The 24,925-nt window shown below is 60.0% G+C and carries 29 protein-coding genes; 18 read left to right on the plus strand and 11 right to left on the minus strand.

All coding sequences use genetic code 11. The features are described 5' to 3' along the window. Positions 1-45: 45 nt before the first annotated feature. Positions 46-1,215, plus strand: coding sequence for a MalY/PatB family protein (locus tag AB1495_RS03775; protein WP_074637224.1), 1,170 nt, complete (start codon positions 46-48; stop codon positions 1,213-1,215). A 2-nt stretch (positions 1,216-1,217) separates the two neighbouring features. Here AB1495_RS03775 and AB1495_RS03780 read toward each other — a convergent pair whose 3' ends face one another. Next, positions 1,218-1,577, minus strand: coding sequence for a hypothetical protein (locus AB1495_RS03780; RefSeq protein ID WP_005849957.1), 360 nt, complete (start codon positions 1,575-1,577; stop codon positions 1,218-1,220). Positions 1,578-1,751: 174 nt separating this feature from the next. On the opposite strand from AB1495_RS03780, the gene AB1495_RS03785 reads away from it, so the two are divergent. Continuing rightward, complete coding sequence (locus tag AB1495_RS03785) at positions 1,752-2,726, plus strand: glutathione S-transferase family protein (RefSeq protein ID WP_074637226.1); 975 nt, start codon at positions 1,752-1,754, stop codon at positions 2,724-2,726. Positions 2,727-2,737: 11 nt separating this feature from the next. Here the strand turns inward: AB1495_RS03785 and smc are convergent, their stop codons facing one another. Continuing rightward, on the minus strand, positions 2,738-6,193 hold the full coding sequence (smc, locus tag AB1495_RS03790) for a chromosome segregation protein SMC (protein WP_074637228.1): 3,456 nt from the start codon (positions 6,191-6,193) through the stop codon (positions 2,738-2,740). 173 nt (positions 6,194-6,366) lie between these two features. Continuing rightward, positions 6,367-6,675 carry a hypothetical protein gene (locus tag AB1495_RS03795; protein ID WP_340248260.1) on the minus strand — a complete coding sequence of 103 codons (309 nt, stop codon included), beginning with the start codon at positions 6,673-6,675 and terminating at the stop codon, positions 6,367-6,369. A 125-nt stretch (positions 6,676-6,800) separates the two neighbouring features. Between AB1495_RS03795 and AB1495_RS03800 the strand changes: the two genes are divergently transcribed. Next, positions 6,801-7,568, plus strand: coding sequence for an FCD domain-containing protein (locus AB1495_RS03800; protein ID WP_074637232.1), 768 nt, complete (start codon positions 6,801-6,803; stop codon positions 7,566-7,568). Between the two features lie 57 nt (positions 7,569-7,625). Here the strand turns inward: AB1495_RS03800 and AB1495_RS03805 are convergent, their stop codons facing one another. From AB1495_RS03805 to AB1495_RS03825, 5 genes are all read right to left on the minus strand, one after another. Then, positions 7,626-8,186, minus strand: coding sequence for a F0F1 ATP synthase subunit B (locus AB1495_RS03805; protein ID WP_083350906.1), 561 nt, complete (start codon positions 8,184-8,186; stop codon positions 7,626-7,628). A 3-nt stretch (positions 8,187-8,189) separates the two neighbouring features. After that, positions 8,190-8,741: a F0F1 ATP synthase subunit B' gene (locus AB1495_RS03810; RefSeq protein ID WP_005849969.1), complete on the minus strand. Its 552-nt coding sequence runs from the start codon at positions 8,739-8,741 to the stop codon at positions 8,190-8,192. A gap of 86 nt (positions 8,742-8,827) precedes the next feature. Continuing rightward, the gene (locus AB1495_RS03815) at positions 8,828-9,064 is read right to left on the minus strand and encodes a F0F1 ATP synthase subunit C (RefSeq protein WP_005849971.1); all 237 of its coding nucleotides are present in this window, start codon (positions 9,062-9,064) and stop codon (positions 8,828-8,830) included. 61 nt (positions 9,065-9,125) lie between these two features. Further along, the gene (locus AB1495_RS03820) at positions 9,126-9,884 is read right to left on the minus strand and encodes a F0F1 ATP synthase subunit A (RefSeq protein ID WP_037941251.1); all 759 of its coding nucleotides are present in this window, start codon (positions 9,882-9,884) and stop codon (positions 9,126-9,128) included. A 1-nt stretch (position 9,885) separates the two neighbouring features. After that, positions 9,886-10,215 (minus strand): AtpZ/AtpI family protein, encoded by a 330-nt coding sequence (locus AB1495_RS03825; protein ID WP_005849975.1) that lies wholly within the window; start codon positions 10,213-10,215, stop codon positions 9,886-9,888. Between the two features lie 251 nt (positions 10,216-10,466). Here AB1495_RS03825 and AB1495_RS03830 point away from each other — a divergent pair, with 251 nt between their 5' ends. After that, complete coding sequence (locus AB1495_RS03830; protein WP_074637233.1) at positions 10,467-10,847, plus strand: helix-turn-helix transcriptional regulator; 381 nt, start codon at positions 10,467-10,469, stop codon at positions 10,845-10,847. Between the two features lie 206 nt (positions 10,848-11,053). Here the strand turns inward: AB1495_RS03830 and AB1495_RS03835 are convergent, their stop codons facing one another. Further along, positions 11,054-11,944, minus strand: a complete 891-nt coding sequence (locus tag AB1495_RS03835) for a DMT family transporter (protein ID WP_074637235.1) — start codon at positions 11,942-11,944, stop codon at positions 11,054-11,056. Next, positions 11,944-12,819 carry a LysR family transcriptional regulator gene (locus AB1495_RS03840; RefSeq protein ID WP_005849981.1) on the minus strand — a complete coding sequence of 292 codons (876 nt, stop codon included), beginning with the start codon at positions 12,817-12,819 and terminating at the stop codon, positions 11,944-11,946. The genes AB1495_RS03835 and AB1495_RS03840 overlap by 1 nt, the downstream gene beginning before the upstream one ends. Positions 12,820-12,942: 123 nt before the next feature. On the opposite strand from AB1495_RS03840, the gene AB1495_RS03845 reads away from it, so the two are divergent. The 12 genes from AB1495_RS03845 (at position 12,943) to AB1495_RS03900 (ending at position 21,052) form a co-directional block, all read left to right on the plus strand. Further along, the gene (locus AB1495_RS03845; protein WP_074637237.1) at positions 12,943-13,524 is read left to right on the plus strand and encodes an FMN-dependent NADH-azoreductase; all 582 of its coding nucleotides are present in this window, start codon (positions 12,943-12,945) and stop codon (positions 13,522-13,524) included. Between the two features lie 202 nt (positions 13,525-13,726). Next, positions 13,727-15,235, plus strand: a complete 1,509-nt coding sequence (ffh, locus tag AB1495_RS03850) for a signal recognition particle protein (RefSeq protein WP_005849983.1) — start codon at positions 13,727-13,729, stop codon at positions 15,233-15,235. An 88-nt stretch (positions 15,236-15,323) separates the two neighbouring features. Next, complete coding sequence (locus AB1495_RS03855; RefSeq protein WP_005849985.1) at positions 15,324-15,620, plus strand: chorismate mutase; 297 nt, start codon at positions 15,324-15,326, stop codon at positions 15,618-15,620. 46 nt (positions 15,621-15,666) lie between these two features. After that, entirely contained in the window at positions 15,667-16,053 is a 387-nt protein-coding gene (gene rpsP, locus AB1495_RS03860) for a 30S ribosomal protein S16 (RefSeq protein WP_005849986.1), read from the plus strand. Positions 16,054-16,234: 181 nt separating this feature from the next. Then, on the plus strand, positions 16,235-16,384 hold the full coding sequence (locus AB1495_RS03865; RefSeq protein WP_005849987.1) for a hypothetical protein: 150 nt from the start codon (positions 16,235-16,237) through the stop codon (positions 16,382-16,384). Continuing rightward, positions 16,381-16,902 carry a ribosome maturation factor RimM gene (gene rimM / locus AB1495_RS03870; protein ID WP_005849988.1) on the plus strand — a complete coding sequence of 174 codons (522 nt, stop codon included), beginning with the start codon at positions 16,381-16,383 and terminating at the stop codon, positions 16,900-16,902. Before AB1495_RS03865 ends, rimM begins: the two co-directional genes overlap by 4 nt. 39 nt (positions 16,903-16,941) lie before the next feature. After that, a complete protein-coding gene (gene trmD / locus AB1495_RS03875; protein WP_037941238.1) occupies positions 16,942-17,733 on the plus strand; it encodes a tRNA (guanosine(37)-N1)-methyltransferase TrmD in 792 nt (263 codons plus the stop codon). Positions 17,734-17,752: 19 nt separating this feature from the next. After that, positions 17,753-18,712 (plus strand): phosphoribosylaminoimidazolesuccinocarboxamide synthase, encoded by a 960-nt coding sequence (locus AB1495_RS03880; protein WP_074637239.1) that lies wholly within the window; start codon positions 17,753-17,755, stop codon positions 18,710-18,712. A gap of 235 nt (positions 18,713-18,947) precedes the next feature. Further along, positions 18,948-19,331, plus strand: coding sequence for a 50S ribosomal protein L19 (gene rplS / locus AB1495_RS03885; RefSeq protein ID WP_005849991.1), 384 nt, complete (start codon positions 18,948-18,950; stop codon positions 19,329-19,331). Between the two features lie 11 nt (positions 19,332-19,342). Then, complete coding sequence (gene rpmE / locus AB1495_RS03890) at positions 19,343-19,564, plus strand: 50S ribosomal protein L31 (protein WP_005849993.1); 222 nt, start codon at positions 19,343-19,345, stop codon at positions 19,562-19,564. 205 nt (positions 19,565-19,769) lie between these two features. After that, entirely contained in the window at positions 19,770-20,087 is a 318-nt protein-coding gene (locus tag AB1495_RS03895) for a hypothetical protein (RefSeq protein ID WP_074637241.1), read from the plus strand. A 155-nt stretch (positions 20,088-20,242) separates the two neighbouring features. Continuing rightward, positions 20,243-21,052 (plus strand): division plane positioning ATPase MipZ, encoded by an 810-nt coding sequence (locus AB1495_RS03900; RefSeq protein WP_074637243.1) that lies wholly within the window; start codon positions 20,243-20,245, stop codon positions 21,050-21,052. Between the two features lie 93 nt (positions 21,053-21,145). Here the strand turns inward: AB1495_RS03900 and AB1495_RS03905 are convergent, their stop codons facing one another. Next, positions 21,146-21,592: a MarR family winged helix-turn-helix transcriptional regulator gene (locus tag AB1495_RS03905; protein ID WP_037966814.1), complete on the minus strand. Its 447-nt coding sequence runs from the start codon at positions 21,590-21,592 to the stop codon at positions 21,146-21,148. A 99-nt stretch (positions 21,593-21,691) separates the two neighbouring features. On the opposite strand from AB1495_RS03905, the gene fahA reads away from it, so the two are divergent. Beyond that, the gene (fahA, locus tag AB1495_RS03910) at positions 21,692-22,945 is read left to right on the plus strand and encodes a fumarylacetoacetase (protein ID WP_074637244.1); all 1,254 of its coding nucleotides are present in this window, start codon (positions 21,692-21,694) and stop codon (positions 22,943-22,945) included. A 301-nt stretch (positions 22,946-23,246) separates the two neighbouring features. Further along, the gene (locus AB1495_RS03915) at positions 23,247-24,914 is read left to right on the plus strand and encodes an ABC transporter substrate-binding protein (protein ID WP_074637246.1); all 1,668 of its coding nucleotides are present in this window, start codon (positions 23,247-23,249) and stop codon (positions 24,912-24,914) included. The last annotated feature ends 11 nt before the right edge of the window (positions 24,915-24,925 follow it).

Raw genomic sequence — 24,925 nt, forward strand, 5'->3', positions numbered from 1 at the left:
GCCGATTAGGTTTAGCGTGTCGGCCAAATCTGACAGGAGAACCCCATGAGCTTTGACGAAATCATCGACCGGCGTGGCACCCATTGCGCGAAATGGGACAAGATGGAGCCGATCTACGGCGTCCCCGCGGATACTGGCATTGCCATGTGGGTTGCGGATATGGATTTCCGCCCGCCTCAGGTGGTTCAAACCGCGCTGCAAGATATGTTGGACCATGGTGTCTATGGGTACTTTGGCGATGACAGCAAATATCTGGGCGCCATCCAATGGTGGATGGAGCATCGACACGGCTGGAAAGTTGCGCCCGAGTGGGTTTTCACCACGCACGGCTTGGTTAACGGAACCGCGATGTGCGTCGACGCCTTCACCAAGCCCGGGGACGGAGTTGTCCTGTTCACACCGGTTTACCACGCCTTTGCTCGGGTGATCTCCGCTGCAGGGCGGCAGGTGGTCGAATGTGAAATGGCGATAGAGGGCGGCCAGTATACGCTCGATTTCGATGCTTATGATGCGCAAATGACGGGCAAAGAGACGATGCTGGTGTTCTGTTCGCCCCATAACCCGGGCGGGCGTGTCTGGTCCAAATCAGAGCTGGAACAGGTCGCAGCCTTTGCCAAACGTCATGATCTGGTGCTGGTCTCGGACGAGATTCACCATGATTTGGTAATGCCTGGTCATACACACACCCCCATGGCGTTAATTGATGGGGTCGCGGACCGGTTGGTCATGATGACGGCAACCACTAAAACCTTTAACATCGCCGGTTCCCACTCCGGCAACGTGATCATCCCCGATCCAAAGCTTCGCGAGACCTTTGCGCAACGCGTCGCAGCTATGGGGCTGTCACCGAACTCCTTCGGACTTTTTATGGCGACCGCCGCCTATTCGTCGGAAGGGGCGGCATGGGTTGATGATCTGGTCAGCTACCTGGACGGCAACCGGCAGATCTTTGACGCTGCGATTCAGGACATACCCGGGCTGCAATCCATGTCGCTTCAATCAACCTACCTCGCTTGGGTCGATTTCAGCGGGACCGGAATGGACAGATCAGAGTTCACCCAACGGGTCGAAAACTCCGCTGGGATTGCTGCAAACCACGGGCCAACTTTTGGCAAGGGCGGGGAAAGCTTCCTGAGGTTCAACATCGCCACCCCGCGCGCTCGGGTAGAAGAAGCCTGCAACCGTCTGCGCGAGGCGTTCAAAGACCTGCAATAAAATCAATGCGGTGCGTCGACGGTGATCAAGCCCGCCGGCGCATCTGCAGCCCGTTCGAAATCCAGCGCCGCAGACTTCGCGACACGGGTCGCGCGTTTGAAATCAAACAGCATTTCGCCGCCCTCTTGCTCTACCGCGACGATCAAACATTGAAACAGATGAGCCGCGCCATCGAATAAATCGACCCGACCGCGCAACTGCGGTGCCGTCTGCGCATCAAGCGAGAAGCCGGTGTCCCAATAACGCAGGACCTTATGTTCCACCCCGTCCGCGTGTACCCGCAAACGCGACGATTTTCGCAGGCTATCCACCCGTGCGGCATCCAGCCCGGCCTGAATGTCTTTCGGCAATATGGCTTCCACAGCTTCCTCTCTCCAAAGGCTTCCAACATGAAGCGTGACGTGCTGGGATTCAAAATCAAGTGCGCCCCAAGAATTTATTCGACGTGCATCAACGCAGCCCCCCTGTGCGTCGCGTGCTATGGCCTTTCGCCCGTCTGAACTTACCTTGAACACAAACAAGTAAAGGAGTGGTGTATGGGACTGCTGATCGACGGAGAATGGCGCGATAAATGGTACGATACGGAGTCTACCGGAGGTAAGTTTGAACGCTCCATCTCCAAATTTCGCAACTGGGTCACAGCGGACGGCAGCGCGGGCCCGTCAGGAAAATCAGGCTTTCAGGCTCAATCAGGGCGGTATCACCTCTACGTCAGCTATGCCTGCCCTTGGGCACATCGCGCACTGATTTTCCGCGCGCTGAAAGACCTTACCGACCATATCAGCGTGTCGGTCGTACACCCCGATATGATGGAAGACGGCTGGACTTTCGCAACAGATTTCGAAGGCGCGACCGGAGACACCCTCTTTGGCAGTGACTTTTTGCGTGACATTTATATCAAAGCCGATCCAAATTTCACAGGCCGCGTCACGGTGCCTGTGCTTTGGGACAAGGCGCAGAACACGATCGTATCGAACGAATCGGCCGAGATCATTCGCATGTTCAACAGTGCGTTTAATGAAATCACCGGCAATACTGATGATTATTGGCCGACTGACCTGCGCGAACAAATCGCCGACATCAACGAACGCGTTTACGAGACCGTTAACAATGGCGTCTACAAGGCCGGGTTCGCGACGTCTCAAGATGCTTACGACGACGCGGTCCATCCGCTTTTTGACAGCCTGGCGTGGCTCGAGAGCATCCTCGAAAACAACCGTTTTCTCGCGGGCGACAAGTTGACCGAGGCCGACTGGCGGCTGTTCACGACCCTCGCGCGCTTTGACCTCGTGTATCACACCCATTTCAAGTGCAACCATAAGCGCCTTACCGATTACCCGAACCTTTGGGCCTATACTCGGCAACTTTATCAACACGCTGATATCGCCGAGACCGTGCATTTTGATCACATTGTTCGGCACTACCATTTCAGTCAGACCACGGTGAACCCGCATCAGATCATCCCGATTAACCCGACGGTCGATTTCACCGCCCCACATGGGCGCGATTAGGGACACGGGCGTTAGGCCACCAGCGTTTCTGCCTTCTTCAAATCGACAGAGACCAGCTGGCTGACGCCCTGTTCCGCCATGGTGACGCCGAACAGCCGATCCATTCGCGCCATGGTGACAGCATGGTGCGTGATGATCAAAAAGCGCGTGTCAGTCTGTCGGCACATCTCGTCCAACAGGTCACAAAAGCGCGTCACATTCGCATCATCCAAAGGCGCGTCAACCTCGTCCAACACACAAATCGGCGCAGGGTTCGCAAGGAACACTGCAAAAATCAGCGCCATCGCGGTCAAGGTCTGTTCGCCCCCCGACAATAGGCTAAGCGTGCTAAGCTTTTTGCCCGGCGGTTGGCACATAATCTCCAACCCCGCCTCCAGAGGATCGTCCGATTCGACCATCACCAGGTTGGCCTCACCCCCGTTAAAAAGATGTTTAAACAGCATAGAGAAATTGCTGTTCACCTCTTCGAATGCGGTCAGCAAGCGTTCACGGCCTTCTTTGTTCAGGCTCGCGATACCGCTGCGCAATGTCCGGATCGCCTCGGTCAAATCCGCCTTTTCGCCAACCAAAGTGTCGTGTTCCGCCTGAACCTCTTTCGCGTCTTCCTCGGCACGCAAGTTCACAGCACCCAAGGCTTCGCGCTGTCCCTTCAAACGGCTCAGCTGGCTTTCAAGAACCTCGACATCTGACATCTCATCTGCATTGATCTTAAGTGTCTCTGCCAGCGCTTCGGGGGTCGTGTCGCGTTCTTCATCAATGCGCTCTGCGGCAAGGGCCACCGTTTCCTTCGCCGCATCTGCGCGCGCCTCTGCCCGCGCCCGCGCCTCGCGCGCCTCCGACGCCAAGCGCTCTGCGTCACGCTCAGCCAATGTCATTTCGCGCAAATCGGCTTCCCCGGTAGACAACTGTGTGCTGGCCGCCTGCGTGCGGGTCTCTGCCGCAGAAATTGCGCCTGTCAACTCTTCACGTTTCGCCGCGATCTCTGCGGGGGCAGAGCTCGCTTCGGTCAACTCTCTTTCGGACGCTTCTTTACGCTCAAGAAGCTCGGCGCTGCGTTTTCCCGCCGTGTTCAGGCGGTTCCGCCAGCCGCCCAACTCCTTGGCGACATCCTGGGCACGTCTCTCGCGCGCGGTACCCTCGCGACGCAGTTCGTCCAGCGCAGAACGCCTCGTCATCATCGCAATGCGCGCGCCTTCAACGGTCTGTCGCAACATCTCCACATCGGCGCGGGCACTTGATACGTCGTCAAGCGCGGTAAGCGCATTCTCTGCCTCCGTCACCAAACGTCGACCCTCGATCGCCTCTTCCTCGTGGCGGGCGACGGCCAATCCCAAACTGTCCAACCGGCTCTCCGCCAGGTTCCGATCCGCCTCAGCCCGGCTTAGGGCCCGTCCTGCATCCGCAACAGCACGGTCTGCATCGCGCCGCAGCGCCCGCGCATTTTTGTCTGCCTCTGCCTGAGCAAGCAGAAGCTTTTGCAATGTTTCATGTGCATCACGCGCAGCCTCTGCCCGTTGATTCGTTTGCTCTAACCCCTGCTTGAGTACCTCTAAACGGTTAATTTGTTGCAAACGAAGCGCGGCGGCCGAGGGCGCATCCTCCGCCCACGCCCGGAAACCATCCCACCGCCACAAATCGCCCTCTGGCGAGACGAGACGCTGGCCCGGCAGCAGCAGCGGTTGAAGCCGCGTGCCGTCGTCCGCGTCGACCAGACCAATCTGGCTCATCCGGCGGTTCAGAACGTCAGGCACCGAGACATGCGCCGTCAGCGGGGTGATCCCCTCGGGTAGCGGCTGGACCGTTGAATAGGCAGGTAAATATGCCCACCCCGAGGGTCCGTCGGCTTCGACATCCGGGGCGCGCAGATCATCGGCCAGGGCAGCACCAAGCGCTTTTTCAAACCCGTGTTCGACCTGCAGGCGGTCCAGAATTTGACCACCCTCGGCGGTGTCACGCTCTACCAGCTTCGCCAGCGCGCCTGCTTCGGCGCGAATGGCGTTCAGCTCGCCCTCGGCCTCTGACCGTTCGGCACGGGCATCTGCTTCGCGACTTTGCGTGGCAGCGCGGTCGTCCTCCGCCTTTTGCAAGGCTTCCTCGGCAGCGACAGAGGCCGCATGCGCCTGCGTCTCTGCAGCTTGAGCGGCGCTGAAATCGGCGTTTGCCTTCTCGAGTGCGGCGGCACTCTGCGCGACGGCGGCGCGCGCTTTATCCGCTTCCGCTTCCGATCGTTGAAGCGTTTTGCGGTGATCGTTCAGCAAGCGTTCGGCAGAACTGTGACGCGCGACCAAACGGGCGACATCCTCGGTCAGCTTCGACAGATCCGCTTCCTGTTTTTCGAGCACGCCGGCGGCCTCTTTCGCGCGCTCTGCCGCCACCGCGACCGCAGCTTCATGGCCCTCGCCCGCATCCGACAGATCACGTTCTTCCCGCTCCAACCGCGTGATCGTTTCTTCGGCGTCGCGGTTTAACTCACCTTCGCGGTCCAGATCACGGGTCAACTGCGCGATGCGTTTGGTCAAGGCGTCAATCGCGGCCCGGGCGCGGTTTTCCTGATCGCTCAAGGTATCGCGCTGTACACCAAGCCGCTGCACGATAGCGGCCGCGATCGCTTCTTCCTCACGCAGGGGCGGCAAAGCCTCTTCCGCTTTTTGCCGTGCCACAGTGGCCTGACGCACGGCTTTTTCCGCCTCGGCGGCGACGGCCATCTGGCTGCGCAGCGCTTCGGTCGTCGTTAGACGCGCATCCTCAGCCACGCGCCAGCGCCGATACAGCAGCACCCCTTCGGTCCGGCGCAGGGCATCCCCGATATCGCGATAACGCGCAGCCTGACGGGCCTGGCGCGCCAATTGCGAAAGCTGACCGGCAAGCTGTTCAACCACATCGTCGACGCGCGCAAGGTTGGCTTCGGTACCATTCAGCTTCAGCTCAGCCTCGTGACGGCGGGCATAAAGGCCCGAAATACCCGCGGCTTCTTCAAGAATACGGCGCCGGTTCTTCGGTTTGGCGTTGATCAGTTCCGAAATCTGGCCTTGGCGTACCAACGCTGGCGAATGGGCTCCCGTTGATGCGTCGGCAAACAGCATTTGCACATCGCGCGCGCGCACATCCTTTCCAGCCGCCTTGTAGGCGCTACCGACATCACGGGTGATCCGCCGGATGATTTCGATGCTATCACCGTCGTTAAACCCAGCCGGCGCGAGACGTTCGGAGTTGTCGATATGCAACGCGACTTCGGCGAAGTTCTTGGCCGGACGAGAGGACGCGCCGGCGAAAATCACATCTTCCATACCGCCACCGCGCATAGCGGTCGGACGGTTTTCGCCCATCACCCAACGGAGCGCTTCAAGCAGGTTGGACTTGCCGCAACCATTCGGGCCAACAACGCCGGTTAGACCATCCGAGATGATCAGATCAGTGGGGTCTACAAAGCTTTTAAAGCCTGTCAGCCTGAGTTTGGAAAACCGCAATGTTCGTGCCCGCCTGATTCTTATGGATAGCCAGAATTGCGGATCATCGGGTTTAGAGTCAACGCGACCCCGCTAGGTAGAGCGGGAAGTAGCCGCCTTATCCACAAGATATTGTAATTCTATGCCTGTTATCGCGTTCCCCTTTCGCTATGGTTGTTTGACGGTTCTGCCCCTCATCCGCAGTCCAGCTTCCCGACGGCAAGCGCTTGATCCCCCGCGACATGCGTGACCTCGCACCCGCTGACCTGCGCCATCGCCCGCGCCGCACGGTCGCGGATCGGGCCGAAGCGGGGGGCGTATTCCATATTGGTGCGTATCGCTTCAGCCTGATCGCCGTTAACGCGCACGTCAAAGTCAGAACCGTCTACCGTTATGGCAGTTGCAGGCAGGCCGCTGAAATGCGCGCTCGGCATGTTGCAGCCCGTGACAAACAGCATCACCAAGGCGCACAGCAAGACGGTAAGGAATCGCGTATCTCTCATCATGAGCCCATCTAACGCGCGGCACCCTAAGCGAGTGTTAATTCGAACCAACATTGTGCAGAAAACAATCGCGTTGCCGCCCCGCCCCTCCGGTCATATAATTTGACCAATCCAAGGAAACGCCGATGCCCTTTCAGCCTATTGCCTCCGAAAAACTGTCAGCCGCTGTCGTTAGGCAGGTAGAACAGTTAATCCTGCGTGGCATTCTGCGGCCCGGCGAACGGCTACCCGCAGAGCGGGAGCTGGCAGAGCGTCTGGCCGTTTCGCGCCCCTCGCTTCGGGATGCTATTGCCCAGCTTCAGGCCAGCGGATTGCTGACCTCAAAGCCCGGCGCGGGGGTCTATGTCGCCGATGTGCTCGGCAGCGCGTTCTCCCCTGCCCTGACAGAGCTTTTTGCACGTCACGACGAAGCCGTGTTCGACTATCTTTCGTTCCGCCGCGACATGGAAGGACTGGCAGCCGAACGGGCCGCGCGGCTTGGTTCTGACACCGACCTTGGGGTCATTCAGGCGGTTTTCGACAAGATGGAAGCCGCACATCAGAAGCGTAACGCAGATGACGAAGCGCAACTGGACGCGCAGTTTCATATGGCGATCACAGAGGCGAGCCATAACGTCGTCATGCTGCATATGATGCGGTCGATGTATGACCTGCTGCGTGGCGGCGTGTTCTACAATCGCGAAGTCATGTTTAAACAGCGCACAACGCGCACCGCCCTGCTGGATCAACACCGCGCCATCAACGACGCATTACAGGCACGTGATCCCGCCGCGGCACAAGCCGCGGTAGAGGCGCATCTGACCTATGTCGAGAATGCGCTGCGCGATCATCAAAAGGCCGAGCGTAATGAAGATGTCGCGCGACAACGTCTTCAACACGAGACAAACACCTAGCCCAACGTAAAAGGCCCCGGTCAATACCGAGGCCTTTTAAAGTCAGTTCGTTAAAACTTAGTGAAGCTTCGCGTCGACTTCGGCAATTGCACTGTCGATCAACGCATTGCCTTCCGCGGCTGTCATCTTCTTGGCGATAACATCCTTGGCAGCGGCAATGGCCACAACGACAGCTTGATCGCGGACCTCTTTAACGGCAGCAGCCTGAGCGGAGTCGATCTGCTCTTCGGCGGCGGCCATACGGCGCGCGATGGATTTTTCCAGGTCGGCACGTGCCTGATCCGCGGCTTCGTTCGCTTCGGCCTTTGCCGATGTCACGATACGGTCCGCTTGCTCTTTCACTTCCTGCTGCTTGCGTTCGTAGCTGGCAAGAAGTGTCTGCGCTTCTTCACGCAGCGCACGGGCTTCGTCCAGTTCGGACTTGATGCCTTCGGCGCGGCTGTCGAGCATGCTGCCCATCATCTTTGGCACTTTGAAATAGATCAAAACACCGACGAAAAGCAGGAAAGCCAGCAGGACGATAAAGTCCGTATTGCGCAGCGAAAAGAACACGTCACCAGCTGCAAAAGCAGGAGAGGCAACCAGACCGGCGACGAGGGCTGAGAAGGTCAAACGCATGGCTTATCCTTTCATCCGGGCATCGACGGCCGCGGAAATTGTTTTCGCGTCAGCAGAGCCACCGACGGCGGCGACGATGGCCTCGGCGGTGTCTTTGGCGACAGCTTCAACGTTCTCCATCGCGGAGGCGCGGATTTCGCTGATCGCTTTTTCAGACTCGGCAGATTTGGCGGCGATCTCGGCGTCTGCCTTGGCAATCGCTTTGTCCAGATCGGCCTGAATGTCGGCTTTCGCGGCGGCGATGATCTGCTGTGCTTCTGCACGGGCGTCGATCAAGGCTTTGTCGTAAGCGGCCTCTGCTTCCGTCGCTTTGACCTTCAGGTCTTCGGCGGCGGCGATGTCATTGGTGATGGTGCCCTGGCGTTCCGCCAGAACAGCGCCGATGCGTGGCAGGGCAACGCGCGACAGAATAAAGTAAATTGCGACCAGAGCGACGATAAGCCAGAAAATCTGGTTGCCGAACCAATCAATGCAAAGCTGTGGCATACCAATGGCGCTGCCAAATTCGTTGACACATGTGCCAGCGATTTCCCTAGTAATCGGTTCCGTCGCCATAGCGGGCTCCTGTCAAAGCGTGGAAGTCTTTCGGGCAGCGCGCCATAGCGCACTGCCCGAAGCGTAAGGACGTAGGTGTCTTAAGCTTAGACAGCGAACATCAGCAGCAGAGCGACGAGGAACGAGAAGATCCCCAGGGCTTCTGCAAAGGCGATGCCGATGAACAGAGTTGCTGTTTGACCAGCAGCAGCAGATGGGTTGCGCAGTGCGCCAGCCAGGTAGTTGCCTGCAACGTTGCCCACACCGATGGCTGCGCCACCCATGCCGAATGCTGTCAGACCTGCGCCAATGAATTGGCCCATTTGTGCGAGTTCGCCTTCCATGTCATTTCTCCTTACAATGGAATTTTGGTGATTGGTCAGGCGGGAATATCCCGCCTTGGTGTTAGTGGTGCGGGTGCAATGCGTCTTTCAGATAAACGCATGTGAGGATCGCGAAAACATATGCCTGGATGAAGGAAACCAACACCTCGAGGCCATACATCGCCGTGATCGCAAGAACCGAGAAGGGGGCGATGGCAGCAAGTGCCGCGAAGCCCGCGAAAACCTTGATCACGGCGTGACCCGCCATCATGTTACCCGCAAGACGGATAGAGTGGCTGACCGGACGTACAAAGTACGAGATCAGCTCGATCACGGCCAGAACCGGACGCAGTGCCAGGGGCGCGCTGCTGACCCAGAACAGGCTCAGGAACGATGCGCCGTTCTTGACGAAACCCAGAATGGTCACACCGAAGAACACGGCAAAGGCCATCACGGCGGTGACCGAGATATGCGATGTCGGGGTAAACGCCATCGGCAGCAGGCCCAGGAAGTTCGAGAAGACGATAAACATGAACAGGGTCATGATGTAGGGGAAGTATTTCACCCCTTCTTTACCGCAGATATCCTCGACCATCTTGTAGATGAAGCCATAGGCCAGTTCAGCGACCGACTGCATGCGCGACGGGATAACCGACCGTTTGGAGGTGCCCAGAACCAGCAGCGCAAAGATCGCCAGAACGGCAACGGCCATCCAGACTGTTGCGTTGGTGATCGTGTACCAGGATACAGCGCCGTCGCCAAAGAATGGCTTGACGATGAACTGATCCATCGGGTGAAAAGCCAAACCGCCTGTTTCTTCGCCGTGTGCTTCTGCCGCCATGTCAGGGCCCTTTTTCTTCATCGGCCACATCGGCCATCTTCTTTTCCTGGATTTCCTGCGCGGAGCGGAGCATCGTCTTCACCCCTGCCGCAAGGCCCAGCATTACAAACAGCACCATGAAAATCGGGAGCGTTCCTAAGAACCAGTCCAACGAGTATCCGATGCCAAAACCGATCCCCAGACCGGCGCAAAGTTCGATCACCATCCGCCAGGCCAGCGATGCCTGGGAATAATGCTCATCCGCCCGGGGTTTTGGAGCCTGCGCCCGTTTGGCCGCTTCGATCTTTGCCTCAAGCTGCTTTAGCCGCTGCTGTTGGTCCGGATCGGTCACGCCAAAATCCCTGTTGGATGTGTTGCGCAGTAGCTACTTTCACACCGCTTCAGAGTCAACTCTGTTAGCCGACACCCCAAAGCATTGTAATAAAAAGGTTTTACGCTGAGCCGCGCTTCATATTCAGGTGCAAACTGCCCCCACCCCTTGCAAATTCGCGCGGCAATCATATTCAACCTTTTGGTTAAGCGTGGTTTCCGCTACCCCATAAGAACCGCCCCTACCCGCGCATCAAGGACATCCAGACAGCCGTGCCCCAACCGCCCGCCACACAGCTCGACGCGATTTTTGCCGCGCTCGCCGATCCCACGCGGCGCGCCATTCTGGCGATGCTTCTTGAGGATGATATGGCCGTCACAGACGTCGCCGACCCCTTCGGTATTTCGCTCGCTGCGATATCGAAACATCTGTCGGTGCTGGAACGTGCAGGTCTGATCGTGCAGGAAAAACGCGGGCGGCTCAAATGGTGCAAGCTTGAGCCGGCAGCCCTAAAGGCCCCGTCCGTGTGGATGCAGGGCTTCGGTCAATATGACCCGATCAATCTTGATGACTTTGAAAGGTTTCTGGCCGCCGAAATACGCGAAACGTCAGGGGATGCGGCGCAGAATGATCCGGGGACGTTGGAAGAGTAGATAAATATTGGCCCTCCTGCGACGAGGTTTTACACAGAAGGGCCAAACTTGATGTTATTAAATGACGCCGAACGCAAAGCGCAGGATCGCCAGAACAACAACAATCAAACCGATCAGATAAATAATGCTACGCATTAGAATAGTCCCTTTATAAACTTTATGTGATCTTAACGCTGGATATGTCGGATCGGTTCCCGCCCTTTTGATCAAACCGCTTTGGTATCGTCCCGCAACAGCAGATACAGCGCCACAATCGTCAGCCCGACGCCCCCGAAAACAAGCGGGCCGGGTGCGCCATTGCCCAATGCGACTTCCCACAGAATAACCCAGCTGGGCGTCAGATAGGTATAGGCCATTACCTTGGCCGACGGCAGCCGCAGGGACGCGAATTGCAGCAACACAAAAGTCGCGGCAGACGCAGCGATCGCGACGTAGAGGATGGTGATCCAGACAATCGCGGGCAGCGCGGTCCAGTCCGTCCCCAGCACATCGCGCCAGCCATAGATAAACAGCAACACACCGCCGGCGATCAGCGTGCCCAAGGTGAACACCACCGCCGGCTCTCCGCGGTTCAGCTTGCGCACCATCGGCGTATAAAGCGCATGGCTTACGCAGCCGACGAAATACACGGCTTCGCCATACCCGAGCTCGAACCGCCGCAGCGCGGCCAGATCAGCGCGAAAAATCACCCAAAGCGCGCCAACCGCACCGATGGCCAGCGCCAGCGCCATCCGCCCTGTCGTCACCTGCCGCAACAAGAGCCACCCAAACCCCGCAGCAATCACGGGCGTCAGCGTAAACACCGCCGCCGCACTGACGGGGCGCGCGGTCTTCAACCCCTCGAACATCAGCACGAAATAGACAGCGAAAAGCCCCCCAAGCACCAGATAGCGCCAAGGCGCGCGCGTGGCCCCTTTCGGCACACCCGTCGTCGCAGCGACCGCCACGGCAATCACCATGCCCGCGATCACGAACCGCGCCGCATTCAACGCCGTGGGCGAGATCAGATTGGCCGACAGCGACCCAAGCGAAAACGACCCCGCCACCAGCGCCGAAAATGCCAGCATCGCCAGATGCCCCTGCAGATCAGATCGCATCACAGCCCCGTCTTCACGGCTTTTTTCAGGTACGACAGCAAGGCCTGCACCTTGGGCGTGCGGTGCAGATCAACATGGGTGACCAGCCACAGCATCGAATCCCATTCCGGCAGATGCGGGTGCACCTCGACCAGATCGGGGTTGGCGCGCCCCTCGATCAGATCGACAAACCCGATCCCCGCCGCCTCCAGCACCGCAACACGGAGCGCGTCTGCATGTAGACCGCGAAAGGAGATCGCATGTGCCGGCACCACCTCGCGCATCCATTTGAAGAAGGGCGCACGCATCTGCGCGTCGTCATGGCCGACAAACCGATGGTTGCCATACTCCTCGACCCCCGACGGCATCCCGAAGGCCGCGATATAGTCCTTATGCGCGAACAGCCCCATCTGGAACTGATAGAACGGCTGCACGACGTTGTCCGGCTGCTCGGGCACCTGCCCCGCGCGGATCGCGATATGCGCCTCACCATACTCCAGCCGGAACAATCGCTCCCCGGTCAGAAAGCGCAGAGTCACATCGGGGTTTTCCCTCTGGAACGCGACCAACAAAGGCGTCATCCAGCTTGAAAGCTCCATCAGCGAGGTCACGACCAGCTCGCCCGACACCGCTTCGCCGCGCCCCTTGATGCGACTGGCAAGCTGGCTGAACTGGTCATCCGTGGCAGAGGCCACACGCAGCAGATCCTCGCCCGCCTCCGTCGTCTTGTAGCCGCGCGCGTGCCGTTGGAACAGCTTCACCGACAACCGTCGTTCCAGTGCATCCACATGGCGGATCACCGTCGCATGATGGACACCCAGAACCTCGGCCGCGCCACTGACGGTGCCCATGCGCGCCACCTGATAGGCCGTCTTGATTTCTTCCCAATTGTCCATTCTCGGCCCCTCGTCTGCCCGACTGTGCATTATTGATCACATCACCCGCAGTTTCGCCAGTTGCGTTCGCACGAGCAAGGGTCATGTAAAGGGAAGAAAGTTAACACGAAAGGATATCCTCCCATGTCTATCTTGCGTATCGATTCCTCTGCAAACACCACCAGCTCTGTGACCCGCGGCCTCACCGACCGGATCATCGCACAACTGGGCGACAATGATGTAACCGTCCGCGATCTGGCTCTCGAACCCCTGCCCCAGATCACCGAAACATGGGCCATCGCCCGCGCCACCCCCGAGACAGACCGCACGCCCGAGCAAAGCGAAGCGCTGGTTGAAACCGACAAGCTCGTCGCAGAGCTTCTGGCCGCCGACACCATCGTCATCGGCGCGCCCATCTATAACTTCAGCGTGCCAGCGTCGCTGAAGGCGTGGATCGATCTGGTCGCCCGTGTCGGCGTTACCTTTCGCTATACCGAAAACGGCCCCGAAGGTCTGGTCAAAGGCAAGCGCGTGATCGTGGCAATGGCTTCCGGTGGCGTGCCCGCCGGGTCCGAGGCGGATTTCAACACCGGCTACCTCAAGGCCGTTCTGGGCTTCATGGGCATGACCGACGTGACCATCGTGGCCGCCGACGCGCTGGCAACAGATGCCGAAGGCACCATCGCCCGCGCGAACGAAGCTGTGGATGCGCTCAAGGCAGCATAATCCTCGGGCGGCGCGGCGGGTTGACTCAGACCCGCCGCTCGCCTAAACGATCCGCAATCTCCGGAAGCACCATGTCTTCCGGTCTCTGGCGCGGCCAGAGATCGCCCCCCACCAGCGTGTTACGCCCGTGGGGGCATTTGCGTATTCAACGCGGGCATCCTATCTGAGGGGCACCGCAACCGATCGAAGGGGGCCATGGCCCATGTTTGAGAATCTTTCCGAACGCCTCTCCGGCGTCTTTGACCGTCTCACCAAACAGGGTGCCCTCTCGGAAGAGGATGTGAAAACCGCCCTGCGCGAAGTCCGCGTCGCCCTGCTCGAGGCCGATGTTTCCCTGCCCGTCGCACGTGATTTCGTCAAAGCGGTGCAGGACAAGGCCACCGGTCAGGCCGTCACCAAATCGATCACCCCCGGCCAGCAGGTCGTCAAGATCGTCCACGACGCGCTGATCGACACGCTGAAAGGCGAAGGCGAACCCGGCGCGCTGAAAATCGACAGCCCCCCCGCCCCGATCCTGATGGTCGGTCTGCAAGGTTCCGGTAAAACCACGACCACGGCCAAGCTCGCCAAACGTCTGAAAGACCGCGACGGCAAGCGCGTGCTGATGGCCTCGCTCGATGTGAACCGCCCTGCGGCGATGGAACAGCTGGCGATCCTCGGCGTGCAGATCGGCGTCGATACGCTGCCCATCGTCAAAGGCGAAAACCCCGTCCAGATTGCCAAACGCGCAAAGACGCAGGCATCGATGGGCGGCTACGACGTCTATATGCTCGACACCGCGGGCCGCCTGTCGATCGACGAAGAGCTGATGCGCCAGGTCGAAGCGGTGCGCGATGTCGCCAACCCCCGTGAAACCCTGCTGGTCGTCGATGGTCTCACCGGCCAGGACGCCGTGCAAACCGCCGAAAACTTCAACGACCGCATTGGCATCTCCGGCGTCGTGCTGACCCGTATGGACGGCGACGGCCGCGGCGGTGCTGCGCTGTCGATGCGCGCCGTCACCGGCAAACCCATCAAATTCGTCGGCCTGGGCGAAAAGATGGATGCGCTGGAAACCTTCGAACCCGAACGCATCGCGGGCCGTATCCTTGGCATGGGCGACATCGTCGCCCTGGTCGAGAAAGCGCAAGAAACCATCGAGGCTGAACAAGCCGAAAAGATGATGAAGCGCATGGCCAAAGGTCAGTTCAACATGAACGACCTGAAAATGCAGCTTGAACAGATGCTCAAGATGGGCGGCATGCAAGGCATGATGGGTATGATGCCCGGCATGGGCAAAATGGCGAAACAGGTCGAAGACGCGGGCTTTGATGACAAGATCCTCAAACGCCAGATCGCCCTGATCCAATCCATGACCAAGAAAGAGCGCGCCAACCCCGCGCTGCTTCAAGCCAGCCGCAAAAAGCGCATCGCCAAAGGCGCAGGCATGGAAGTGTCCGAACTCAACAAGCTCATGAAAATGCACCGCCAGATGGGCGACATGATGAAAAAGATGGGCAAAATGGGCAAGGGCGGCATGCTCAAACAAGCCATGAAGGGCATGATGGGCAAAGGCGGCATGCCCGGCGGCATGGACCCGTCCCAGATGGACCCCAAAGCGCTGGAAGCCGCGGCCAAACAGATGGGCGGCAAACTGCCTGGTGGTCTGGGCGGAATAGGCGGCGGTGCCGGCCTGCCCGGCGGCCTCTCCGGTTTCGGGAAAAAGAAATGATCCGCGCTTCATTTTGCCAAATAAACTCCCGCCGGAGGCGCCTGCCCGTGCAACGCGCCCTCCCCTTCGCCGTAAAAGGAGCCGCCGCATGACCGACCCCGTCACCCGCGCCGCCGAGGTTCTGAAAGAACACCGCGCCTCCATCGACCGTCTGGACGCGATCCTGGTCTATACTCTGGGCGAGCGGTTCAAACACACGCAGGCTGTGGGGAAACTCAAAGCCGAACACGACCTTCCCCCCTCTGATCCGGACCGCGAAGCGAACCAGATCAAGCGGCTCGAAGATTTGGCGAAAGAGGCTGACCTCGATCCCGAATTCGCCAAGAAGTTTCTGAACTTCATCATCGCTGAAGTCATTCAGCACCACAAACAACACCAATCATAGGTCCGGGCGCGTCCCTGACCCCAGTCTCAACTAAAGGAAACTACCTATGTCCATGAAAATTCGTCTCGCCCGTGGCGGTTCCAAAAAGCGCCCCTTCTACCGCATCGTTGCAGCGGACAGCCGCATGCCACGTGACGGCCGCTTCATCGAGAAGCTGGGCACCTACAACCCGCTGCTGGCAAAAGACAGCGAAGAGCGCGTGAAAATGGACGTCGAGCGCGTTCAATACTGGATCAGCCAGGGCGCGCAGCCAACCGACCGTGTTGCACGCATGCTGGAAGCCGCTGGCGTGAAAGAGAAAACCGAGCGGAACAACCCCAAGAAGGGTACCCCCGGCAAGAAAGCGCAAGAGCGCGTTGAAGAGAAAGCAGCAAAGGCCGCCGCTGCTGCCGAAGCCGCTGCTGCACCTGCAGAAGACGCCGCCGAAGAATAATCGGCACATCCCCCGGCGCGGTTCCTGCCGCGCCGGGGATTTCAGGTATATCCGACAGCCCGCATCTTTGCGCGTGCAGCCTGTCCGATGTACGTGGTACACGAAATGACACGTCCCGCCGCAGCGGCCCGCCCTCATCGGTCCCCTGCGCCCCGCCCCTGGACCAGATTGGAAGCTGACAATGTTTCGTCTTTTGCGCCTTCTTCTCATCCTCGGCATCGGTGTCGCCATCGGCATCTGGTTCGAACGCACCCTTATGAAATCGGAATGCCGCGCGGGCGAGGGTCAGTGGACCGGTACAATTTGCTTAAACTCGGAGCTTTTGCAGTGAGCGATAAAATTTCGGTGGGCGCGATCTCTGGCGCATATGGTGTCCGTGGGGAACTGCGGATCAAAAGCTACTGCGCGGTGCCCGAAGATATCGAAAGCTACAGCCCGCTCTCGAGCGAGGATGGCACGCGCAGTTTCAACCTCGCGCTGGTGCGTCCGGTCAAAAACGGCTTTGTCGCGCGCATCACCGATGTCACCTCTAAAGAAGAGGCCGACGCCTTGCGCGGCACCGTGCTGTTTGCGCAGCGCGACCAGCTGCCGTCGCTGCCCGACGATGAATTCTACCACACCGACCTGATCGGGCTAGAGGTCTATGACACCGGCGGCACGCTGATCGGCAAGGTCAAGACCGTCCAGAACCACGGCGCTGACGATCTGCTGGAAACGCAGCTTGCGGGCAGCGCGCAGACCGTGTTCCTGCCCTTTACGAAGGCGGCGGTGCCCACGGTCGATCTGGCCACGGGCCGCATCATCGCCGACCCGCCCGAGGGCATTCTGCCCGATGCAAAAGACGTCTAAGCCCGTACGAAAGGCCCGCATGACACAGGCCGCGATCACATGAGCACCCCTTCACGCTCCCACGGGCGGCAATCTGTCCGTCCGACGTTCAAGCCGCGCGAGCTGATGCAGGACACACCCGATTACGCCGGCGTCTGGCGGGCCGAGATCGTGACCCTCTTCCCCGAACTATTCCCCGGCGTGCTGGGGGCCAGCCTGACGGGCCGCGCCCTGCAGGAAGGCACATGGCAGCTGCGCACCCATGATCTGCGCGGCTACGGCGTAGGCAAACACCGCAATGTTGACGACACCCCCGCGGGCGGCGGCGCAGGTATGGTCATGCGCGCAGATGTCGTCGGCCCCGCGATCGAGGATGCGATGGCCGGTGCCGCCGGACGCTGGCCGATCCTCTATATGTCTCCACGCGGACGGCGGTTTGATCAGGCGATGGCGCAGGATCTGGCCACCTGTTCCGGCGTGACCATCCTTTGTGGCCGTTTCGAGGGCGTCGACGAGCGTGTGATCGACCATTACGGCATCACCGAAGTCTCCCTCGGCGATTTTGTCATGACCGGCGGAGAGTTGGCCGCGCAAGCCATGATCGACGCCACCGTGCGGCTCTTGCCCGGTGTCTTGGGCAACGCCGACAGCGTGGTCGAGGAAAGCCATTCCTCTGGCCTGCTGGAACACCCGCAATACACCCGCCCCGCCGAATGGAAAGACCGCCCCATTCCGCCGGTTCTCATGTCCGGCAACCACGGCGAGATCGCCAAATGGCGGCAGGCCCAGTCAGAAACCCTGACAGAACAACGACGCCCCGACATGTGGGCGACATATACGTCCAAGAAGTGACCCCCACGGAAGGCAGACCATGACAGACCTCACCCGCACCCTTGATCACGCCCGCATTGATGAGCTGCCGAACCCCTATTTCGGCAAGGTGCGTGACTGCTACGACCTGCCCGACGACCGGCGCATCCTGATTTCCTCTGACCGTATTTCGGCTTTTGACCGTATCCTCACCTCCATTCCGTTCAAGGGTCAGGTGTTGACCCAGACCGCGCGGTTCTGGTTCGACAACACCTCCGACATCTGCCCCAACCACGTGCTCGACTACCCCGACCCCAATGTGGTGATCGGCAAGCATCTGACCATCCTGCCCGTAGAGATCGTCGTGCGCGGCTATCTTGCCGGCTCCACAGGGACATCGGTGCTGACGCTATACAAGAAAGGTGAACGGGAGATGTACGGCCACCGCTTCCCCGATGGCCTGCGCGACAATCAGGCGCTGCCCGCGCCGATCATCACCCCCACCTCCAAGGAATTCGACGGCGGACACGATGCCCCGCTGACCGCCCAAGAGATCGTGGACCAAGGGCTGCTGACCCAGGCGCAATGGGACCAGATCAGCGACATCGCCCTGAAACTCTTTGCCCGCGGTCAGGAAATGGCGGCGAAAAACGGGCTGATCCTCGTGGACACAAAATATGAATTCGGCACCGATGCGCAGGGCAATATCCTGCTGGCCGATGAAATCCACACCCCCGACAGCTCGCGGTTCTGGCTCGCCGATGGCTATGACGCCGCGCTGGAAAACGGCACACGCCCGCCGTCCTTCGACAAGGATGTGATCCGGTCCTGGGTCGATGCCCGCTGCGACCCCTATCACGATGACATCCCCGAAATCCCCGCCGACCTGATCGCCGCCACCTCGCAAGTCTATATCGACGCGTTCGAGGCGATTACCGGCCAACGTTTCGTCCCCGATCTGGAGGGCGACACCGTGCTGGACCGCGTGCGGCACAATCTGCGCCCCTATTTCACCGGCTGAAAACATGCGCGCGTACGGGTGATACGCTCTTGATCTGAAGGGGCATCCCGCCTATACGACGCGCAAGTCTGGAATCGCGCATGTGCGGCTCCAGTCTTTTCTGCATCCGCAGATGACAAGCAAAGATGACCCTACCTTCGATGGGACGCCACGGCGGGCCCGCCAGACAGACCGAAGCTCTTGGATCGCACAAAACTTCGTGGACTAACCGCGAGCATTCATAGGAGACGATCAGATGAACCTGATTGCACAGATCGAGGCGGAACAAATCGCCGAACTGGGGAAAGAAATCCCAGACTTCCGCGCCGGTGACACCATCCGCGTGGGCTTTAAAGTGACCGAAGGTACACGTACCCGCGTTCAGAACTACGAAGGCGTCTGCATTGCACGCAACAACGGCCACGGCATTGCCGGTTCGTTCACCGTGCGCAAGATTTCCTTTGGTGAAGGCGTAGAGCGCGTATTCCCGCTGCACTCCACCAACATCGAAAGCATCACCGTTGTCCGTCGTGGCCGTGTGCGTCGTGCGAAACTGTACTACCTGCGCTCGCGTCGTGGTAAGTCGGCACGTATCGTTGAAAACGTACACTACAAGCCAAAATCTGGCGCGAACGCGTAAGGAGAGCTGTCATGAAAGCCGATACACACCCCGATTACCACACCATCAACGTCAAGATGACAGATGGCACCGTTGTGGAAATGAAATCGACCTACGGCAAAGAAGGCGACCAACTGGCGCTGGATATTGACCCCTCCGTGCACCCAGCATGGAACGGCGGCACATCCCGCCTGATGGATACCGGCGGCCGCGTGTCCAAGTTCAAAAACAAATACGCAGGTCTGGGCTTCTAAACCCTTTCCATTGCGGAATTCAGAAATGGCGTGCCCTCGCGGGCGCGCCATTTTTCGTTTCGCGACTGTGACTTAGCCCGAGGTGCGACATCGCGTCCTTGCCCAAGGGTCAGGTCACATTTTACGGAACAAAGCGGCGGCTGTTTAGGTTTTAGAAAGCAACTACGGCCCATAGTCCTCTCAGCCCTCCACGAAAGGTTCGCTGATGCCCGCTTTCCCGCTCTCTACCCCACCCCGACCGCCTCGCGGTGCCAACAGCAGCAAGGCCCCGCGCGCGCAGGCTGATCCCGCCCCCCTCCCGGCCGAGGATTTGACCGCGGCCCGTGATCTGGTCGCCCGTGGTTGCTATGCCCAAGCACTGGTGCTTGCTGGCGCGCTAGAACGTCTGCACGGGCCCCATGATGCGCTAACCCAGATCGCCGCTGATTGCCGCGCCCATCTGGATGTGACTCAGGATACTGCCGTCGCGATCGACACCGGCGGCATGGGTGCGCACACCCCGCCGCTGCGCCGATCGGGCTAGTAGGCACTGCGCTTGCACGGCGCGTTCCTGCGGGTGAATTTCGCAACAATAACCACAATCTAGAGCCACAAACGCTTTCAAAAGCGCCATCGCTGCCATATGGTTTTTCCCAATGTGACCCCGATAAAAACGGGGAGTGAAAGGGACAAAAGGCAATGGCGCATATCATCGTCGTCGGGAATGAAAAAGGCGGGGCGGGGAAATCCACCGTTTCGATGCATGTGGCAACAGCCCTTGCACGGATGGGGCATAAGACCAGCGTGCTGGATCTGGACCTGCGCCAGCGCACCTTCGGGCGCTATGTCGACAACCGTAAATCCTTCCTCGCCAGTGCCGAGCTTGACCTCCCCTCGCCCGAGATGCACGAATTGCCAGAGATCGAGGCAAGCAGCCTGCAGCCCGGCGAAAACATCTACGACCATCGCCTCAGCGCCGCCGTGGCAGAGCTTGAACCGACGTCCGATTTCATCCTGATCGACTGCCCGGGGTCCCACACCCGTCTCAGCCAGGTGGCACATTCGCTAGCCGACACGCTAATCACGCCGCTGAACGACAGCTTTATCGATTTCGATCTGCTGGCGCGCACCGATGCTATGGGCGACAAGATCACCGGCCCTTCCTTCTATTCCGAAATGGTCTGGAACGCGCGGCAGTTGCGGGCTCAGGCGGGCCTCGCCCCAATCGACTGGATCGTCGTGCGCAACCGCATGGGCGCGCAGCGCATGGTGAACAAGGACAAGATGGAACGCGCCATCGCCAACCTGAGCAAACGCATCGGGTTCCGCATTGCCCCCGGTTTTAACGAACGCGTCATCTTCCGCGAGCTTTTCCCCCGTGGCCTGACCCTGCTCGACCTCAAGGATATCGGCGTCAAGCAGCTGAACATTTCGAATGTCGCGGCACGGCAAGAGCTGCGCGACCTGATGAAAGCGCTGGACCTACCCGGCGTCGACATCAACTTTTGAACCTGCGCGCGGGGGCATGTGCCCCCGGTCGCCCTCCCCGTCGCCCTCCCCGTCGCCCTCCCCGTCGCCCTCCGCCCTCCCGACAGCCCGCTGTCAGCCCACGCTGCCCTGTCCCGCCGCCAGTTTGACCAGCAACCGCTTCAGCGTCTCCCGCTCCGCCGCCGTTAAATCCGCCGTCAGACGCGCGTCATAGGCCTTTGCCACCTCGTAAAGATGCTCATAGGCCGCGCGCCCCTGTGTCGTCAGCGACAGCATCTCGGTCCGCCGGTCCTGATCCCCGCGCAGCCGCGTGACGAACCGCCGCTCTGTCAGCTTTTGCACCGCACGGCTGATCTTGGTTTTATGCATATTCGCCCGCTGCCCGATATCGCTGGCCGTCATCTCGCCATAAAGCCCCAGATGAAACAGCACACGCCACTCGGTCCGCAGCATCCCGTAGCGATCTTTATAGGTGCGCTGAAACGCCAGACTGCTCGCTTCCGCTGCCTGGTTTAGAAGGTAGGGCAGGAAATGGGTCAGCTCGAAATTCTGGTCTGGCATCAGGGCAATCGCTTGTTAGTTACACAAAGGACTATTACCAACGAAGCAGATTTTGCAAGGTAGCTTTCCCGCACCCGCAGCGACACGCAAGGAACACCGATGACATTGCTGACCTCTTGGGTTGAAAGCGCGAACAGCGCCGACACCGACTTCCCGCTCAACAACCTGCCGTACGGTGTGTTTTCCACCGACACGCTCGAACCGCGCTGTGGCGTGGCGATCGGGGATATGGTGCTCGACATGGCCGCGGTAGAGGCCGAAGACCTGATCCTGCTCCACTTCGATCCTGTCTTCGATGTGCCCTATTGGAATGACGTCATGGATCTGGGCCCCGACGCATGGGCCACCCTGCGCGACCGCCTGACCGACCTGCTGGCAACCGGCAGCCCCGACCAGGCCAAGGTCGCCCCGCATCTTGTCCCCATTGCTGACATCCGCCTGCACATGCCGATTGTCGTCTCGGAATACACCGATTTCTACGCGGGCCGGCACCATGCCACCAACGTCGGCACCATGTTTCGGGGCGCGGAAAACGCGCTGCCCCCGAACTGGCTGCATATGCCCATCGGATACAACGGTCGCGCCTCGACCGTTGTCGTCTCTGGTACCGACATCCGGCGGCCCAACGGGCAAATCAAACCGGCGGAAGCCGAGACCCCGCATTTCGGCCCCAGCCAGCGCCTTGATATCGAGCTCGAGATGGGGGCTATCGTCGGCACCTCCACCGATATGGGCGACACCCCCAGCGTGGCCGAAGCGGACGAGATGATCTTTGGCTATGTGCTGCTGAACGATTGGTCCGCGCGCGACATTCAAGCGTGGGAGTATCAACCGCTCGGGCCGTTTCAGGCCAAGGCCTTCGCCACCAGCATCTCTCCGTGGATCGTGACGAAAGCGGCGCTTGAACCCTTCCGCGCCTCCACGCCCGAGCGCGAGGTTGATCTGCTGCCCTATCTGGCAGAGCCGAAACCGATGCTCTACGACATTGACCTATCTGTGATCATTCAGCCCGATGGCGGCGAACAACAGGTCATCGCGCGTACCAATTACAACACGATGTATTATTCCGCCCCGCAACAACTGGCGCATCACGCGGCGTCGGGCTGCGCGATGAACGCGGGCGATCTGCTCGGCTCCGGCACCATATCCGGCCCCGACAAAGATGCCCGCGGCAGCCTGCTCGAACTCAGCTGGGGCGGCGCGGAACCGATCGCGCTGAACGATGGCACCACCCGCAGCTTTGTGCAGGACGGGGATACGATGATCCTGACCGGCCACGCCGCAGGCGACGGGTATCGCATCGGCTTCGGGGCTTGCGCCGGTACGATCCTCCTCGCGAAACCCACGCCATAACCGCGCTTCATTTTGCCAGATAAACTCCCGCCGGAGGCGCCCAACAGCACGCCACGGGTCGCGCGTCTGATCCTGAACCGGGTCGGGCGCGCAGTGCGTTTTGCGCAAACCCCGGTGACCGCCGCTGCTGTGGGTTGACGCACCGCCGCGCAATGCTTGAAACTCTGTGATACATGCTAGTTACATTTCTAGTCAATAAACGCAGCAAAGCTGCATCACCGCAAAGCATCCAGCGCCTGTGCTTGTGCTTCGTATCCGCCGCCCGAACCACAGGGGCAGCACCCGACCAGAGAGGAAGATCATGACGTTCTTAACCCGTACCGGCACCCCCTTACCCGCCGCCATTCACGCCTCTGCCGAAGCTGCCAAACGCGATCCGGTCAACCGACGCGAGTTTCTGGCCCTCGCCAGCGCCTTTGGGGCCACGGCGACAACCGCCTATGCGATGATCGGCATGGCAGCGCCCGCTCATGCGGCCGCGCATAAATCCGGCGGCACCGTACGGATGCAGATGGAGGTCCGCGCGTTGAAAGACCCGCGCACCTACGACTGGTCGCAGATCGCCAACATCACCCGTGGCTGGCTTGAATATCTCGCGATCTGGGAGAATGACGGCACCTTCACCCCCGCGTTGCTCGAAAGCTGGGAGATCAACGAAGACGCCACCGAATATGTGCTGAATGTGCGAAAAGGTGTCACGTGGAACGATGGCACGCCCTTCACCGCCAACGATGTGGCGCGCAACATCACGGGCTGGTGCGATAAATCGGTCGAGGGCAACTCGATGGCCGGGCGCTTTGCCACGCTGATCGACGAGGACTCCGGTCAGGCGATCGAAGGCGCGATCACCGTGGTGGATGACCATACGGTCAAGCTGTCGCTGCCCCGCCCCGACATCACCCTGATCCCCGGCATGGCCGATTATCCCGCTGCCATCGTCCCCGAAGGGTTTGATCCGGAAACGATGCTCGACAACCCTGTCGGCACCGGCGCCTACCTGCCCGAATCTGTCGAAGTCGGGATCAAGGCCGTGTTGGTCAAGAACCCCGACCACACGTGGTGGGGCACCGAGGTCTACGGCGGGCCCTATATCGACCGGCTGGAATACATCGACTACGGCACTGACCCTTCGGCCTTTGTCGCCGCTGCCGAAGCAGAAGAGATCGACGCCACCTATTCCATCGAGGGTGAATTCATCGACGTGTTCAGCACGCTGGACGGCTGGAACCAGAACGAAATCGCCACGGGTGCGACTATTGTGATACGCCCCAACCAACTGGCCGAGGTGGATGGCAAGACACCCTATGCCGATGCGCGTGTCCGCCGGGCGCTGGCCATGGCGGTCGATAACGCCGTGCTGCTTGAACTGGGCTATGCCGGTCGCGGGCTGGTGGCCGAAAACCACCATGTCGGCCCGATGCACCCCGAATATGCCGAGCTTCCCCCGCGCGAGGCGGACCCCGAAGGTGCCCGCGCCCTGATGGAAGAGGCCGGCATGGCCGACTACGAACACGAGCTGTTTTCCATCGACGACGCATGGCGCAAGGACACCACAGATGCCGTCGCCGCACAGTTGCGCGACGCTGGCATCAAGGTGAAACGCACGATCCTGCCGGGGTCGACCTTCTGGAACGACTGGACGAAATACCCCTTCTCCTCGACCAACTGGAACGCGCGCCCGCTGGGTGTGCAGATCTGGGCGCTGGCCTATCGCTCGGGCGAGGCATGGAACGAATTTGGCTGGTCCAACCCCGAATTCGACGCCCTCCTGACCGAGGCCCTGTCGGTCGCCGATGTCGAAAAACGTCGCGCACTGATGGCCAAGGGCGAAGCGCTGATCCAGAACGAAGGCGTCACGATCCAGCCTTACTGGCGCTCGCTTTATAACCACACCCGCGAAGGGCTGGTCGGGGCCGGTCACCACATCGGCTTTGAGTACCACCCCGCGCGGATGGCCTGGACGTCGTAAACAAGAGTTTG

The organism is Sulfitobacter pontiacus (genome assembly GCF_040790665.1).
GTDB classification, from domain to species: domain Bacteria; phylum Pseudomonadota; class Alphaproteobacteria; order Rhodobacterales; family Rhodobacteraceae; genus Sulfitobacter; species Sulfitobacter pontiacus.